At 36.9% G+C, this 16,232-nt stretch carries 19 protein-coding genes; 10 read left to right on the plus strand and 9 right to left on the minus strand.

The features are described 5' to 3' along the window. Positions 1 to 27: 27 nt before the first annotated feature. Positions 28 to 375 (minus strand): hypothetical protein, encoded by a 348-nt coding sequence (locus tag AN161_RS10805; protein ID WP_053594354.1) that lies wholly within the window; start codon positions 373 to 375, stop codon positions 28 to 30. A gap of 359 nt (positions 376 to 734) precedes the next feature. Between AN161_RS10805 and AN161_RS10810 the strand changes: the two genes are divergently transcribed. Both AN161_RS10810 and AN161_RS10815 read left to right on the plus strand, forming a co-directional pair. Then, entirely contained in the window at positions 735 to 1,721 is a 987-nt protein-coding gene (locus tag AN161_RS10810; protein WP_053594355.1) for a serine hydrolase domain-containing protein, read from the plus strand. Positions 1,722 to 1,765: 44 nt separating this feature from the next. Continuing rightward, entirely contained in the window at positions 1,766 to 2,419 is a 654-nt protein-coding gene (locus tag AN161_RS10815) for an HAD family hydrolase (RefSeq protein WP_053594356.1), read from the plus strand. Positions 2,420 to 2,573: 154 nt separating this feature from the next. On the opposite strand, the gene AN161_RS10820 is transcribed toward AN161_RS10815, so the two are convergent. From AN161_RS10820 to AN161_RS10845, 6 genes are all read right to left on the minus strand, one after another. Continuing rightward, entirely contained in the window at positions 2,574 to 3,206 is a 633-nt protein-coding gene (locus AN161_RS10820; protein WP_053594357.1) for a response regulator transcription factor, read from the minus strand. Further along, the gene (locus AN161_RS10825; RefSeq protein WP_053594358.1) at positions 3,181 to 4,218 is read right to left on the minus strand and encodes a sensor histidine kinase; all 1,038 of its coding nucleotides are present in this window, start codon (positions 4,216 to 4,218) and stop codon (positions 3,181 to 3,183) included. Before AN161_RS10825 ends, AN161_RS10820 begins: the two co-directional genes overlap by 26 nt. Continuing rightward, positions 4,215 to 4,898: a cell wall-active antibiotics response protein LiaF gene (gene liaF / locus AN161_RS10830; RefSeq protein ID WP_053594359.1), complete on the minus strand. Its 684-nt coding sequence runs from the start codon at positions 4,896 to 4,898 to the stop codon at positions 4,215 to 4,217. The genes AN161_RS10825 and liaF overlap by 4 nt, the downstream gene beginning before the upstream one ends. Before the next feature lie 48 nt (positions 4,899 to 4,946). Continuing rightward, positions 4,947 to 6,077 carry an alpha/beta hydrolase gene (locus AN161_RS10835; protein ID WP_082340030.1) on the minus strand — a complete coding sequence of 377 codons (1,131 nt, stop codon included), beginning with the start codon at positions 6,075 to 6,077 and terminating at the stop codon, positions 4,947 to 4,949. A 102-nt stretch (positions 6,078 to 6,179) separates the two neighbouring features. Beyond that, the gene (locus tag AN161_RS10840; RefSeq protein ID WP_053594361.1) at positions 6,180 to 6,818 is read right to left on the minus strand and encodes a PspA/IM30 family protein; all 639 of its coding nucleotides are present in this window, start codon (positions 6,816 to 6,818) and stop codon (positions 6,180 to 6,182) included. Positions 6,819 to 6,833: 15 nt separating this feature from the next. After that, on the minus strand, positions 6,834 to 7,187 hold the full coding sequence (locus AN161_RS10845) for a hypothetical protein (protein ID WP_053594362.1): 354 nt from the start codon (positions 7,185 to 7,187) through the stop codon (positions 6,834 to 6,836). A gap of 320 nt (positions 7,188 to 7,507) precedes the next feature. Between AN161_RS10845 and sirA the strand changes: the two genes are divergently transcribed. The 3 genes from sirA (at position 7,508) to AN161_RS10860 (ending at position 8,935) form a co-directional block, all read left to right on the plus strand. Further along, a complete protein-coding gene (gene sirA / locus AN161_RS10850; RefSeq protein WP_053594363.1) occupies positions 7,508 to 7,933 on the plus strand; it encodes a sporulation inhibitor of replication protein SirA in 426 nt (141 codons plus the stop codon). A 98-nt stretch (positions 7,934 to 8,031) separates the two neighbouring features. Next, entirely contained in the window at positions 8,032 to 8,250 is a 219-nt protein-coding gene (locus AN161_RS10855) for a YneF family protein (protein ID WP_053594364.1), read from the plus strand. 181 nt (positions 8,251 to 8,431) lie between these two features. Then, positions 8,432 to 8,935: an S-ribosylhomocysteine lyase gene (locus AN161_RS10860; RefSeq protein WP_143114722.1), complete on the plus strand. Its 504-nt coding sequence runs from the start codon at positions 8,432 to 8,434 to the stop codon at positions 8,933 to 8,935. A gap of 165 nt (positions 8,936 to 9,100) precedes the next feature. Here AN161_RS10860 and AN161_RS10865 read toward each other — a convergent pair whose 3' ends face one another. Both AN161_RS10865 and AN161_RS10870 read right to left on the minus strand, forming a co-directional pair. After that, on the minus strand, positions 9,101 to 9,361 hold the full coding sequence (locus tag AN161_RS10865) for a hypothetical protein (protein WP_053594366.1): 261 nt from the start codon (positions 9,359 to 9,361) through the stop codon (positions 9,101 to 9,103). 66 nt (positions 9,362 to 9,427) lie between these two features. Next, positions 9,428 to 10,399, minus strand: a complete 972-nt coding sequence (locus AN161_RS10870) for an alpha/beta hydrolase (RefSeq protein WP_053594367.1) — start codon at positions 10,397 to 10,399, stop codon at positions 9,428 to 9,430. A gap of 256 nt (positions 10,400 to 10,655) precedes the next feature. Between AN161_RS10870 and AN161_RS10875 the strand changes: the two genes are divergently transcribed. The 5 genes from AN161_RS10875 to AN161_RS10895 all read left to right on the plus strand — a co-directional run bounded on the left by AN161_RS10875 (position 10,656) and on the right by AN161_RS10895 (position 16,221). Beyond that, complete coding sequence (locus AN161_RS10875) at positions 10,656 to 11,840, plus strand: acetyl-CoA C-acetyltransferase (RefSeq protein WP_053594368.1); 1,185 nt, start codon at positions 10,656 to 10,658, stop codon at positions 11,838 to 11,840. Between the two features lie 23 nt (positions 11,841 to 11,863). Beyond that, the gene (locus AN161_RS10880; protein WP_053594369.1) at positions 11,864 to 12,130 is read left to right on the plus strand and encodes a YqkE family protein; all 267 of its coding nucleotides are present in this window, start codon (positions 11,864 to 11,866) and stop codon (positions 12,128 to 12,130) included. A gap of 450 nt (positions 12,131 to 12,580) precedes the next feature. Next, positions 12,581 to 13,669 (plus strand): sugar ABC transporter substrate-binding protein, encoded by a 1,089-nt coding sequence (locus tag AN161_RS10885; protein WP_053594370.1) that lies wholly within the window; start codon positions 12,581 to 12,583, stop codon positions 13,667 to 13,669. A 67-nt stretch (positions 13,670 to 13,736) separates the two neighbouring features. Next, complete coding sequence (locus AN161_RS10890) at positions 13,737 to 15,260, plus strand: sugar ABC transporter ATP-binding protein (RefSeq protein WP_053594371.1); 1,524 nt, start codon at positions 13,737 to 13,739, stop codon at positions 15,258 to 15,260. Continuing rightward, positions 15,247 to 16,221: an ABC transporter permease gene (locus AN161_RS10895; protein WP_241774544.1), complete on the plus strand. Its 975-nt coding sequence runs from the start codon at positions 15,247 to 15,249 to the stop codon at positions 16,219 to 16,221. The genes AN161_RS10890 and AN161_RS10895 overlap by 14 nt, the downstream gene beginning before the upstream one ends. Positions 16,222 to 16,232 lie beyond the last annotated feature (11 nt).

The raw sequence follows: 16,232 nt of genomic DNA on the forward strand, positions 1-16,232 counted from the left end.
TTAATAAATACCGCAATACTCAGTGGGTTAAATCTCCTCTGAGTACTGCGGTATTTTTTCGCGTTTAGAAGATTTCATTAAAGAAATCCAAATAGCTGCACAATGAATTAAAAGCATCACGACAAAACAAAAAAAGCCCTTGGTACTTCCTTCAATATTTAGCTCATCAGCAATAATACCACTAAACCAAAGAAGCTGACCTGTGACAATGACTGAGAGACTTGCAAAAAGTAAACAAACCCAAATAGATACTTTTTTTATAATCACAATAATGAGTAGTAATACAGCAAAAAGTAAGGTAGCTTCAAAAATCGGATTAAGAAGTGAAAACGTATTTTCATTTACGAAATGCTTATAAGTAAATCGAGTATCCATACGACCCCTCCTATTAACAAATAACAACGATTTTGGAAATGAAAGGTTCCTGAATTTAACTCCCCAAAAGATAAGGATGACATTTGTTAAAACTAGGCGATTCCTTGGGGATCACAGATGAGGCCATGGAGCAAGCCAGTTCACGTCCTGTGATAACGACTTCGTGACCAACCTCCTATTGCCCCGAGCAGCTTATCGGCGTCGGACCGGAAATCAACCCCATGCGTTATGTCGATGATCCAATAATGAAACACCCTAGAATTATTTTCCATTTGATGTACAATGGTAGCAGGAACATTTACTAGAGTAGACATAAGATTAGTTGTCATAGGGAGGGTGTTCGTAAAAGGGGTATTTAGATGAAGCTACAAACTATACTTACACAAGTAAAGAAAACCTTCTCAGAATTAGATTGTACAGGTGGCGGAGTTATTATTAATAAACATGGTCAAACCGTACTAGAAGAATATTTTGGTGTACAAGGGCAACAAAAAGAAGCAAAGAAGGTGGGACCACATACTCTTTTTCATCTTGCTTCTGTTCGTAAGGCCTATGTTGGATTTGCTGTAGCATATGCGATTTATCATAACTACATTGCCTCGATAGATGATAAACTAAGTGATTATTTAGAACATGAAAAAAACTTTGAGGATGTATCAATCAGACATCTACTAACACATACGCATGGTTTACGTAGGCAAAATGAAAAAGTAATTAAGGAATTCAAAGCTGGCTATAACTGGGCTTATCGAGATATCAATGTAGAACTACTTGCCAAAGTCATTTTTAAAGTTACTGGAAAAACTATTTCAGAAATTCTAGATGAGCAAGTATTTCAGAAATTATCTTTTACAGAAACAAATTGGTTCAGTGAAAAATTTGAACAGCAAATAGAAGTAATACATAATGATAATCCGTTTTGGTATGAAAGTGATGTATGTGATGGCAGCAAAATGAATATGTATAGTTCATTAAAAGAGCTAGCTAAGTGGGGACAAATTCATCTGGATAAGGGGAAAATAGATGGAAAACAATTTATACCTGAGGAAATCATACTGCTGTCAACGACAATTCAATCGCCTAATTCTAAACCGAAGTACTCGCCAACTAATGGATTTTTCTGGTTTGTTCAGCCTCAACAAAGAGAAGGGATTACAGAGTTAAGCCCAATATTACCTGTAGGCAGTTTTCAATTACTAGGTTACACAAGTGTTGCATTATTGGTAATTCCTGAAGAAAATATTGTTGCAGTTCGAGGATTTAACAGCTTTGGATCATCAGAAGGATTTGATTACATCAAAGATATTCAAGAATTTGGTTCAATAGTCTATCATTCTTTTCGATAAAGTAATTATTATTAACAATATAAAAATGTAAGGGAGAGCTTGTAATGAAAAAGTATAGCGTTGTTTTATTTGATTTAGACGGTACATTATCCGATCCTAAAATTGGCATAACGAAATCTGTTCAATATGCTTTAGAAAAAATTGGTATAGTTGAAGAAGACTTAGATAAACTTGAAACATTTATTGGGCCTCCGTTGCAAGTATCATTTCGAGAAATATATGAATTGGATGATGTTCAAATAAAGCAAGCAATTGCCTATTACCGTGAACGTTTTATCCAAATCGGTATGTATGAGAATAATTTGTATCAAAATATATCCTCATTGTTAGAAGATTTACAGAAGGAGGGATATCAGTTAGCGATAGCTACGTCTAAGCCGACAGTATTTGCAGAACAAATTTTACAATATTTCAACCTTGAACAATTTTTTGACATTGTCGCAGGTAGCAATCTAGATGGTACACGTTCAGCAAAAGGAGAAATCATTGCATTTGTACGCGAACATTTTAATGAAGTGGAAAACAATCAATTTATTATGATTGGAGATCGAAAATACGATATCGTTGGGGCACATGAAAATCAAATTGATTCTATCGGTGTTACATATGGCTATGGTTCACTTGAAGAATTAACTGATGCCAAAGCAACTTACATAGTTAACAGTGTAAATGAGCTTAGAGAATTTTTTAGTGAATAGATTAGGTTAAAAAAATACGAAACTGCATTGGTAGAAAATGCAGTTTCGTATTTTTTTTTGGGATTCGTTGATAAAACTGACGAAATCGCTGATATCCCAGCAAAATCATTGATAAATCAAACGAACCAAATGTAGCGGTATAGTGAATGATAACTTACTTCGCTAGCCCGTTTTGAAAAGCGTAGACAACTGCTTGTGTGCGATCTTGAACATCGAGCTTCGCTAAAATATTGCTGACATGTGTTTTTACAGTTTTTAATGCAATGTATAAGTCATCGGCGATTTCCTGATTGGCTTTGCCTTTAGCCATGAGCAATAATACTTCCATTTCACGCTCGGTAAGCTGTTCATACAGTGGAGTACTATTACCGTGACGCATGCGATGCATCATTTTGGATGTTACTTCTGGCTCTAAAACGGTTTCGCCTCCCATTGTTTTACGAATGGCATCGGCGATTTGCTTCGCATTTGATGTTTTTAAAATATAGCTGACTGCACCAGCCTCTAATGCTGGATAGACTTTGTCATCATCTAAAAAACTTGTCACCATCATAATTTTTGCCTCTGGCCAGACCGCTAAAATTTCAGCTGTCGCCTCAGCTCCTGTCATAACTGGCATCACATTGTCCATTAAAATAATGTCAGGACGCAGGGCTAGAGCACGTTCCACTGCCTCTTTACCATTCTCAGCTTCACCCACAACGGTGATATCTGGTTGTGCTGACAAATAGGCAGAAACACCAATCCGCACCATCTCATGGTCATCCACTATTAACACTTGAATCATTCACTTCAACCTCCTTCTGTAGTGGAATTTTAACCTCTACAATTGTACCTTCTCCAGGCACTGACACAATTTTGTACATACAACCTATTTCTACAGCGCGCTCGGCAATATTTTGCAAGCCATAAGAAGTAGATTTATCAGCTTCGACATCAAAGCCGAGGCCATTGTCCTGAATACGTAAAATGGCTAAATCATCGCGGGCAACGAGCAGTAATTCAACTTCGCTCGCTTTGGCATGGCGTAGCGTATTCGATAACGCCTCCTGTGCAATACGGAATAAATGATCCTCCTCCGCTTTGGATAACGCCATTTCTTCAAGCTCATATTCAATATGAAAAAATACTTTTTGCTGCAGCTCAATAATAAGTTCCTCAAGACCTTGCGCAAGAGTCTTATTATGGAGGGCTACTGGGCGTAAATGTAATAATAATGCACGCATTTCAAGCTGTGCCTGTTGCACAACTTTTTCGACCTGCTTTAAGCTTGTAGCATTTTCATCGGTTTCGGTTAATGCGGAAAGTAACATCGAAGCAGCGAATAATTGCTGTGATACAGAATCATGGAGCTCACGAGCAAGGCGTTGACGTTCAGCAATAATTCGCTCTTGAATAATTTTATCATTAGCTTCTGCACGTTCATTGGATAAGCGCTGTAAGCTTTTTCGTTGCGTATCAATTAACTCACTTGTTTGAACTAAAGCTTTTTTCAAAGGTTTTGGTAAAGGCTGTTTTTTAGGTAATACAAAATCAGGTTCAACTAACTGTTTCACGATGCGGGTTGCCTGAGCCTCTCTGGCACGGGCAGTCATACTAATCCAGCTTGCAATGAGTAAACTAAGCCCAAAAAGAGTGATGACAATAAAACCACCGAGTGGGATATTATTATAATTCTGCTGCCATAATGGTTCCCATGTTTTCTCGTTTGGCTCGCCCCAAACAACGACAAGGAGACCGAATGCAGCACTCATCAAAATAAAAAGTAGGGTAAATATTCTTGAGATAAAGGCAATCATTTACGTAGCACCTCCAAGTCCCCAAGCCATGTTGCAACATGTATCACAAGTGTACGCTTTGCATCCTCAGGGTTTCCATCTGAGAAACTAACACTTTCATTGAGTAAGCGTTGTGGCCCAACATGTAGGCATTTCAATTCACCAAACAATGTCGTGTATTGTAAGCGAAATGGAATTTCATATGGAATATACACTTGCACCTTACCAATACCTTGTCGAATCGTAATGAGACTTGTGCCGGCAGGTAAAATTGTTTGTGTTGTATCAATCGTAATGTCGCCTGCAAGTCGTTGAATTTGAACATCTTGCCATTTATAGGCTTCTACCGGTGCAGGCATTGTACCAAATAATTCGTTTTTCGAAGCGGGAAGCTTTTCGAAAAGCTCCAAACCAACTACTTTTGGTTCGTTTTCTCTTTGCAAGTATTGATAGAGCATATATAAAAGAATGATGACGATAAATAAGCGTAAACTCCACATTGTAAAGAGTGCAATCGAGATAAAGAAAATTCCTGTCCATTTAAAGAAACGAATTTTTTTCGAGAAACTTAAATAAAGAAGTCCTACCCCAATCAATAGACAAAAGGCGCCACCGTTATTAAAAATTGTGAGCTCCACAAAAACGAGTAAAAAGAAGCCTAGTACCCAAAATGTAAACTTATTTGTTGTGAAATTTTGCAAGAGGGTCACCCTTCTTTCTACAAATTGATGAGAGAAGACGAACTTCTCTTAAAAATAATTATCTTCAAGCATTTTTTTGATTGTGTCATTCATCAATGTTGAATCAAGTGTATTTGGATAATGAGCAGAGTGCTCTAAAGTGATAAACTCCTTACCATCTGGTGCATCTAATATCTCATAATATTGCTTTGCTATTTCATAGTTCGTCTGTTTATCATATTTACCTTGTATAAAATAAACGGGTATATCTATACTTTTTACAGAATCAAAAAAATTAGTAAGAATGATTTCTTTTTTTAGCTCTTGGCTTTTTATAAGGCTAAATTGTGGCCCTGAAATAAATGCTTTATACAGATCCTGTAAAGAGTAATCAGGGGAAGTAAATGCCCCTTTTATCAAGTCAAAGAGGTTCACTTTCTTTATCGTATCATCAAAATAATTCATGCCTTTATATTGATTGATAAGATCGCTAAATTGATCCTCATCTTTTGCTAAATAAGGACCTTTTCCTATATCTTCTAAAATACGGAGTGTTTTTTTATCTCCATTAGCGATAGCTTCATCCTGTAACCAACTGTATCCAAGTTCTTGGCCTTTACTAGTATTTGTTAATTGAGAAATTCCTAAGTAGGCATAGAACTTCTCAGGATAATTAGATACTAATTGAGTTCCGATTACTGTACCGAAGGACTGACCAATGACAAATATTTTTTCCTGTTGATAATGTTCTCTAATATAATCAACTATTATATTAGCATCTTCTGTAAATTGAGAAAGGGTCAGTGTAGTATTCGTTAATTTTTTGTTAAAACTTTTTCCAGAACCTCGTTGATCATAATAAACTGCGACGCAATTCTCGGTTATTTCAGGATACAATGTTCGAGCACTCACGCCATAGGGGAAGGGAGACCCCGGTCCACCATGTAGGAATAAACAAAATGGTTTCTCCTTATCTTTTCCTTCCACTAATATATATTGTTTATCTCCATTTACATTGATTGCCTTTAACTCACTAATACCACCATTTTCAATAACTTCAGCACTTTCCTGTTTAATTTGTTGTTGTACAATGAAGCGATAACCTAATAACAAAATTATAAATAATATAAGAATAAAGAAAGCAAAAAGGCATATTTTAATCATAGGACTAAACCACTTTCTGTTTACACTTTTTTTCATAATAATTTCCTTAATCTCTTTTTGGTCACCAAGGTTTTTTCATCAAAGAAATGGGATGCTTCAATAATTGAGGCATCCCTTATTTCTTTATATTATAACACGTTATTTGTTTTCGATTAGCAGTGGTGCGTTTTCGTCCACCGCATTTTTTTCTAGGTGTGCAAGACGAGCCTCGAAAGTTGTTACTTCATGACCCTTGTCAATTTGGTAAGCAAGCTTATCGATATATGCTTCTAAATCCTCAAAGTTAGTTTTATTGTTTTTAGCAAGCATACCGTCCATTTGATGGTGAGCGCGTGTCACGTTTTCTTTGCCCATAAGCTGTAATTGACGCACTTTCATATCTTTAATTTTGTGTTTCATCGTTTCAAATTTGCGTTCAAGCTCGAAGTATTCACGTGTACTTGCTTCGATACTCGTTTGCAAAGTGTTGTTGCGTGCTGTGTAGGCAGCCACTTCGTCAGTAGCGAAATCGATTAAATCTTGTTCGCCGCTAGTAGTAGCTAATTTTAGCTGAGCTTCACGCTTTGCAAGTAACTCTGCGTTTTGTTTATACTCCTGCTCCAGTTTTTCCTTTAGCTGACCTTGACGCTCTAATAATGTACCTGTTTGCTCTGTTTGTTTTTCTGCCTCACGAATGTATTGGTTTAACATCGCAATTGGATTTTTTTGTTCCTTCTTATCAAATGCATGATGTAAATCTGCCTCTATTGTATATTTAAAACGTTGAAATAAGTTCATGAATATTCTCTCCTTTTATTTTGTTAAGTTTGACCATTCTTTTTCAAAGTTTGTAAACGGATCTTCTTCTTTAGCTTCAATTGTTGGAATTTTTACAGCTTCGCCATTCCATTTTTTATAGATAACATAGATGATAGCGATTGCTGCTAAACCAACCATTGCTGGGATATTAGATACTGCTGATAGAACACCAATCAGACCCACTGTAAACCAAATGATTTTGCCGAATGTCGACTTGCTTGCCATGTAGAAGTGCATGCCGAGTGCTACAAATAATCCCGAAAATAGTAGACCTGCAAGTGGTCCGATTAGGGCAAGTGCAACACATCCTGCGATGAAGCCCCCTGTTAATAGAAGAAATTTTTTCATATGTTTTAGCTCCTTTCGTTTGTACCTTTATATTACCTATTAGAAAGCTAAAACGGNGACTGGAAATGGATTTTACTCTAGGTCTTGAGGCTGAGAACATTCTAAGATGCTATAGAAGAAGCTCAAATTTGCAGAAATAGAACTCCAATAGAGTCCGTGAGTATTTAATGGGGAACTCATTATGCCATAAAGTAATTGATAGATCGGAAAGTAGAAAGTTTTCGACAAAAATAGAAGATGAATACCTCCTTCGTTTGACAAATTAAAGAGTTTGAATGAGCTATACTTATGAAAAAGAAATGAGCGAAGGAGGATTTCTAGTGAGAACTTATTCCATATATAAAATAAAAGAAGAGCATTTAACGTTTATTTTCGGCAGAGAGCGTAAGTTATTAGAAATGATGCAGGGCTGTGAAGACGCTAATGAGAAATCCTTAAAAGAGCTTGCATATATATGTGAAACCGTTCGCTTCGACGAGATTGCTGCAATGCTGGAGGCGCAACTAGATTCCAAGTATGCACATTTAGAGAGGGCTCGTAATGCCTTATTTTTAGAACATCCTATTAAAGGGAAAATGGCTATTTATTTAGTGGAACGAAAGATTTGTGTCTATTGCGAAGGTTCACGAATGCTTGATTTGGATCTTTTTCAGATGCTTGCAAAAATGAGCGAGCGCTTTATTGCTTTTAATAAACAAGATAATGAGTGTGGGTGGTTAAAGCCGATGAAGTATACAATGCATTAGGAAAATTCACTACAATATATAGTAACACGCTAAAATTTGGTGTATAATGGAGCGTGGAGAGTTTTTCTCGGTATATTGTAGTGGAGGAGGTTGGTTGTATGCCTACATGGGGCTGGATTATTATCGTAATTATCGCATTAGCAGCGGGCGCGGCACTTGGTTTTTATTTCGCTCGTAAAGCTATGATGAAATATTTAAAAGAAAACCCACCTATTAACGAGCAAATGATTCGTATGATGATGGCGCAAATGGGTCGTACGCCGTCTGAAAAGCAAGTACGTCAAATGATGGCACAAATGAATAAATTCCAAAAATAGTAGGAATTTTAAAAGAGCAACTAGTCCAAGCCTTGGCTAGTTGTTTTTTGTTTTATCTTTTTTCGGCAAATGCTTTTTATAGCGAAAGCAAAGCATCAGTTACAATTACGCTAAGGCAGAATTGAAAATAAATTTAAATAATTCATAAAAATCATACAATTCTATCGGGAAACTCGTTATAATGGAAATATTCTATATAAAGGAGTTGTGTGCATTGCAGACAGAAAAAACCAATGTTGAAAGCTTTGATTTAGATCATACGAAAGTTAAAGCGCCGTATGTACGTTTAGCAGGTGTGAAAACAGGGAAAAATGGCGATGAAGTATACAAATATGATATTCGTTTTAAACAGCCAAATAAAGAGCATATGGAAATGCCTGCATTACATTCCTTAGAGCATTTATCGGCAGACATTATCCGCAATTACTCTGATCATATTGTTGATTTCAGTCCAATGGGGTGCCAAACAGGCTTCTATGTATCGCTAATAAATCATAATGACTATGAACACTTATTAAATATTTTGGAAAAAACATTTACGGATGTAACAAAGGCGACTGCCGTTCCTGCGTGCAATGAAGTACAATGCGGCTGGGCAGCTAGCCATAGCCTAGAAGGTGCACAAGCGTTAGCCAAAGAATTTTTAGCGAAACGTGATGAATGGCATATCGTTTTCGCAGAATAAAAAATTTGAAAAACCTTGCGTGAATGAAGTTTGCAAGGTTTTTTTGTGTCTAAAAATAAAATGGTCAAGAAAATCTTTATAAAGATTGTGGCGCTTTTCCGAGTGTGATAAAGCCACTTCGCTTTCGCACAAATATTTGTTGATATTTTGTTTTATCACTATAAATTAAAGTGACATGCTAAGTGAAGTGGGTGATCTTCGTTCCAACTGGGCGATTCCTTGGGGATTAGCGATAGAGTTAAAACCATCACGTCCTGTAATAACACCTTCGTGACCAACATCGGTGCCGCTGCCGCTTCGCTTTCGCGCAAAAAACATCTGTTGGCCCGAGACCCTGGAGCGAGCCGGCAGAGGAACGAAGGCTAAAACATCACGTCCTGTGATAACGCCTTCGTGACCAACATCCTGTTGCCCCAAGCGACTCATCGAACGCCCCCAGTCGGAACAGAAATCAACCCCTCGTTTTGCAGAAACAATAGTTTTTCGGTTGTACTAAAAATGAAATGGAATGACATTAGACGAAGAAGAATCACGATTAATTTTTTGATAGATGAAACTTTCTAAAAAGTCGTGAATTAAATCTTCATATTCAGCCATATTTTCATTAAAGGATTGTGCATGAGCACCGTTATCAAATAGCTTCAATTTCTTAGGGCCAGTTTTTTTATTGTATAAGTCCAGTGACATGGAAGCTGGGATAAATGTATCAGGAATACTATGGATAAAGAGCACTGGTTTTTCAATATTTGTCACAGCTTCAGCAGGTGTCACGCTTTTAAAGGAATAGCCGTCACGTAAGCGGACAAAGAAATCTGCAAACCGAATTGGAATAATCGAGCCGTATTTAAATTCTGTCTTCGCAATTTGTTTCAGCAGCATTGAAAAATCAGAAAACGCACAATCAGAAATATAGAAATCTGCACCATCCTCCACAGTTCCTGCATATAGTAGCATTGTTGCGGCACCCATCGATTCACCGTGAATACCAAGAATGGCGTTTTCACCAATCATTGCCTTTATAGTTTTGACTACTGCGTCAAGGTCATTTTTTTCATAATAGCCATAGCTAGTCGTTTTTCCACCTGTCTCCCCATGTCTACGATGGTCAAAAATAACGGAATTGTAACCAAGTCGTTCAAAAAGTCGAGCATATTTAACGGAGTTGATTTTATTTTCTGTTACTCCATGGCAAATAATGATGGTATTATTTGTTTCTAATGGTCGAAACATAATGCCGCGAATACTATAGCCATTTGGAGAGTCGATATTTAATTCACATTTTAAATTTTTATTGTACCAAGCTTCGTCAAAACGTTTAGCAGTGGTTTCACGTTCACGAACAAATTCAGGATCCTTTTGCTTAATGTACATTAATTTATTGGAAAGTGCGAAACCGAACAGACCGGTTGCTGCTGCGGCAAGCGTCGTCGTTATACCTGAAAATAAAAGTATTTTCTTTTTCATTATTAACACCTCCACGTCCTGTTTCTTTTGTTGTCTAGGCATACAAGCGACATCATTCGTATGTATGCACTTTTCTTAATTGTAATGTTCCCAACTGAGATTGTTTAAAACACGTCAACATTTTACATTATCTTTGGCAAAACTGCGATTATTTCTGTTATCGAAAATCGTCAAAATATTTGTTAAAATATACATATCTGCTAGTAGCATATGCATGCAGTGTTGATTTTTGAACGGGGAAAAGGGGAGAATGTTTATGACAAACGAGGTAGTAATAGTGAGTGCTGTACGTACAGCTATTGGTTCATTCCAAGGAACATTAAAGGATGTACCAGCGACAAAATTAGGTAGCATTGTTATTAAAGAAGCATTAGCACGTGCTGGCGTAACAGGCGATCAAGTCGACGAGGTCATTATGGGGAATGTCTTATCGGCTGGACTTGGTCAAAATCCAGCTCGTCAAGCAGCAATTGCAGCAGGATTACCACATGAAGTTTCTGCACTAACGATTAATAAAGTTTGTGGCTCAGGACTAAAAGCAGTTCACTTAGCGACACAGGCCATTTTAGCAGGTGATGCGGATATTATCGTTGCAGGCGGCTTTGAAAATATGAGCCAAGCACCATATGTATTAAAAAATGCACGAGAAGGCTTCCGCATGGGGGATCAAAAGGTAGTCGATACGATGATTCATGACGGATTATGGTGTGCATTCAATGACTATCATATGGGCAATACGGCTGAGAATTTATGTGACGCCTATGAGATTTCTCGAGAAGAACAAGATGCTTTTGCAGCACGTTCACAGCAGCGTACAGAAGTAGCAATTGCAACAGGGAAGTTTAACGATGAAATTATAGCTGTGGAAATTCCACAACGCAAGGGCGAAGCTATTATTTTCGATAAAGATGAATTCCCACGTCAAGGTGTTACAGCTGAATCCCTATCTAAACTCCGTCCTGCCTTTAAAAAGGATGGCTCTGTGACAGCAGCAAACGCATCTGGTATTAACGATGGTGCAGCAGCTCTTGTTGTCATGTCGAAAGAAAAAGCGGAAGAGTTAGGCATTCGACCAATGGCACTAATTACAGCGAATGCGAGCGCAGGTGTCGACCCAGCTATTATGGGAACTGGCCCTGTAACGGCAGTGAAGAAAGCATTAGCAAAAGCTGATGTGACGTTAGAAAATATAGATTTAATAGAAGCGAATGAAGCATTTGCAGCTCAATCTATTGCTGTAGATCGCGAACTAGGCTTTAATCATGATAAACTAAATGTGAACGGGGGAGCAATTGCCCTTGGTCACCCAATTGGTGCAAGTGGTGCTCGTATTTTAGTAACGCTTTTACATGAGATGGAAAAGCGTGATGCAAAAACAGGTCTCGCAACACTATGTATCGGTGGTGGGCAAGGCGTAGCAACAGTTGTCAAGCGCCCGTGAAGTCAATAAGAAGGTGAATAGCAATGGGAAAGAAACGAAAACAACAGCAACGTGTAGAAGCTAACGTGACAGCTAACCAACCAAAGCAGGAGGCCGTTACATTAGCGGATCAGTTGGGCGGTGACGTGCTTGCCAAATTAAAAGCTGCAAAGCAAGACTTAACAGCGAAAGAGCAGGCCGCTGAAGAAGAGCGCCAAGCAAAGCTAGCATTTGAACGCAAACAACGCGAAAAGAACAAATCGTTTGAAGAACTACTAAACGAATATGGCGATAAAGGCACAAAGTTTTAAAGAAAAACAGTGAATCCAAATGCGGATTCACTGTTTTTATGTTTTATCGGAAAGATTTCGAGATTTATCGGAACAATTTAATATTTTATCGGAATGATTTTTATGTTTTTATCGGAACATTTTTCACAAGAAATAATTGTTGCCAAATACTATTGAGTTTAGTCAAAAACACTTTGAGAATCGAGAAAACTACTAAATAGATAGTATGTAATCACGAGGATAAAAGAGTTGATTTTATATATTCTTCTGTATTGTGAAATAATAAACGTTTCGATAATTAATTTAGTTTGAAATAAACAAAACATAATTATTTATGAAAAAAAATAACTAAAAAATGATTTAATTTAACATTTTAAGTTGACAAAAAATATTCAGAATAATATGATTATTACGAAAACGATGCTTAACCGAGAGTTTTATATTATTTTTTAATAGAAAAGGGGGATTTTCATGAAAAGATTTGGAGTCTCGTTGATAGTTCTTGTGGGAATACTTGTTTTGGCAGCTTGTAGTAATGATAGTGCTACTAAAAGTGGCACAAATGAAATTATTGAAGGTGTGCCTGAAGGTGTACAAAACGGCGTAAAAATTGCTGTATTACGTAATCTAGCATCAGATGATCATACGAAGCAATTTTTAGATGGTGCACGTAAGGAAGGCGAATCTTTGGGGTTCAAAGTGGATACGAATATAGTTGAAAATAATGATGCTAAATTCCAAGAGTTAGTTTCACAAATTACGCAGCAAGACTATGACGGTATTATTATTTCACACGGTAAAGAAGACTATTCATATGACATGATTAAGCCTGCCGTCGATAAAGGCATTAAAGTGACATTATTTGATACTGTCGCTAAAAAAAGTGGTCAGAGTTTAGATGGTGTTACAGCTACTTTCCAAGATGATTATGAGTTAGCACGGTTATCCCTTCAAGAAATTGCGGATTTAAGTAATGAGCCAGTAAAGGTTATTAAATTATGGTTTGGAGGACTATCTCCATTAGATAGACGTCAGGAAATATATAAGGAGTTCGAGGATAAAGGTGAGATCGTCACTTTAGAAACAATTGGGCCTACTAATTTCCAAGATATACAAGGTGACATTGCAGCAAAAGTGAATGCCGTTTTAGCAAAATATCCAGAAGGTACAGTAGATGCCATTTGGGGATCATGGGATGAGTTAGCAAAAGGGGCTTATAAATCATTAGTAGATAACAAACGTACAGACATTAATTTGATTTCAATCGATGTATCAAACCAAGATATTAACTTAATGAAAGAAGATAATAGTCAATGGATTTCCACAGCTGCTGTAGACCCAGCGCTAATAGGCCGTATGAATATGCGTTTAATGGCAAAAAAATTAGCGGGTGAAGAAACTCCTGAAGAGTACGATTTAACGGCAAAGTTAATTAAACAAAGCGATTTAAAAGATAACACAACGATGCTCAATCTAAATGAAATTATTGATGGCTGGGGCGTATCTACTGATTTTGATGAGGAATGGATGAAAACATTACGTGAACACTATTCAAAATAATAGAAAGATGACGTCTTGTTTTCAATAAGACGTTTTCTTTTACCTAAATGTGAAAGGCGTGTTAGCTATGAAAGCCAAGACAGTCATTGATATGAAAAAAATTTCAATCGAATTTCCTGGTGTGAAAGCCTTAAGTGATGTCGATTTCCAATTAGAATCAGGCACGATTCACGCTGTTATTGGTGCTAATGGGGCTGGTAAATCGACGCTAATGAAAATTCTCTCAGGAGCCTACCCACATTATACGGGGGATATTTTTATAAACGGTGAACTAGTTTCTATTACTGATGCGAAAAAATCAAAGGAATTAGGTATAGATATTGTTTACCAAGAAGTTGATACAGCGTTAATACCCTATTTAAGTGTTGCGGAGAATATAATGCTTGATCAACTGATATTCGATAAAAAATCAATTATCAATTGGCGAAAAATCCGTCAGAGTGCGAAAGAAGTGCTTAGTCGGATTGGTATCGAGTTAAATGTTGAAAAAAAGGTGAAAGATATCTCTTTAGCTGAAAAACAAATGGTGTTAATTGCGAGAGCCATAATTCATGAGAGAAAATTTCTTATATTAGATGAACCAACCGCCCCTTTAAGCCAAGCGGAAACTGAGAAATTGTTTTCTATAGTCCGAGATTTAGTTAAAAATCATCATCTTGGAATTGTCTTTATTTCTCATCGACTACCAGAGCTATTTGAAATCTGCGAAAAAATCACCATTATGAAAGACGGCAGGATCGTAAAAGAAAACTCGATTGAAGAAATTTCCCAAAAACAAGTTATTGAGCACATGCTTGGTAAAACTTTTGATTTAGTCCATCATAAACAATTAAAAGAAAAAGGAGAAATAGCCTTACAGGTCAACCATCTAGTCGATGATTCGGGCTTGGTCAATGACGTATCTTTTCATGTTAATAAACATGAGATTATTGGTTTGGCTGGTTTAGTTGGTGCTGGTAAAACAGAATTATGTAAAGCGGTATTTGGCATGTCTAATATTAAAGCAGGTTCCATTGAATTATATGGAAAAACGATTAAAAATCTAACTCCCTACCATGCTGTTAAAAACCATTTCGGATTGATTCCTGAAGAACGTCGGAAAGAAGGCGTATTTGTTGAAGAGCCGATTTTTAAAAATTTAACGATGGCCAATTTACAGTCATTCACACGTTTAGGTAGTTTTATTAAACAATCGGAAGAACGAGAGGCTGCTCGATCGATGATTCAAACAATTGGCGCTAAAACACCAAACGAGCTTCAAAAGGTTGCGAATCTTTCTGGTGGTAATCAACAAAAAATCGCAATTGGTAAATGGTTAATGACCGATGCGGAAATCCTTCTGTTTGACGAACCTACAAAAGGTGTCGATGTTGGAGCTAAAAGCGATATTTTTAATTTAATTGATGAACAGGCAAAAGAAGGAAAAATCATTATCTATGCGACGAGTGAATTAAGTGAAATTTTGTTAATTACCGATCGAATCTACGTGATGTACGACGGGAAAATTGTGAAAGAGTTAGTCACTAGCGAAACGACAGAAGATGAAGTCATGTTCTATGCTACTGGAGGCGAAGCGTATGCAAGAGCGTAAAAACAATCAGGCGCTATTATTTATTAAAGATTGGGCAATTGTATTAGCTGTTATTTTGTTGATTATAATTTTCACTGTTACTATCCCTAATTTTATGCAAACAAATAATGTTTTAAATATTTTAAGAAGTATTTCAATCGTTACGATTATAGCAGTTGGATTAACAGTTTCTTTATCTGTTAATGGTTTTGATTTATCGATTGGTTCGACAGCTACATTGGCAAACTCAGTTGTTGTTTCTATGTTTGTATGGTTTAGCATGCCAACAGGTGTATCCATTTTGGTTGCTATTTTAGCCGTACTTTGTGTAGCACTATTTAATGCGTTTTTAATCGTAAAAGTGAAAATACCCGATTTGTTTGCCACACTAGCAACTATGTTTATTGTTGAAGGTGTTGCTATGACCTATACAGGGGGTGGTTCAATCTCTGCTGGTATGCCTCGTTTAGATGGGACACCAACAGAAGGTAGAATTTCGGATTTCTTCTTATTGTTAAGTAAGACACCTTGGATCATTTTAATCATGTTGGTCATCGTTATGTTAGTACATGTATTTTTAACATATACCAAACATGGGCGTTTTTTATACGCTGTTGGCGGCAATGAAGAAGCAGCAAAATTATCAGGGATTCCTGTCAATCGTTATAAAATGATAGCTTATATTTTTTCAGCGGTTTTAGCGGGGATTGGTGGGTTATTGCTTGCATCCCAAATTGGATCCGCCCAAATTAATGCGGGTGCAGGTTATTTAATGCCAGCTGTTGCTGCAGCTTTTATAGGACAATCATTCGCTGGTCATGGGAAACCAAATGCCATTGGAACATTATTTGGAGCCGCATTAGTAGGTATTTTAGAAAATGGATTAGTCATGTTATCAGTTCCTTACTATTCTTTGAATATTATAAAAGGACTTGTTTTAGCATTTGCGCTAGCTTCAACTTATTACAGTAGAAAAAAATAGGAGGTAATTGT

This window comes from Lysinibacillus sp. FJAT-14222 (assembly GCF_001278875.1).
Classification (GTDB): domain Bacteria; phylum Bacillota; class Bacilli; order Bacillales_A; family Planococcaceae; genus Lysinibacillus; species Lysinibacillus agricola.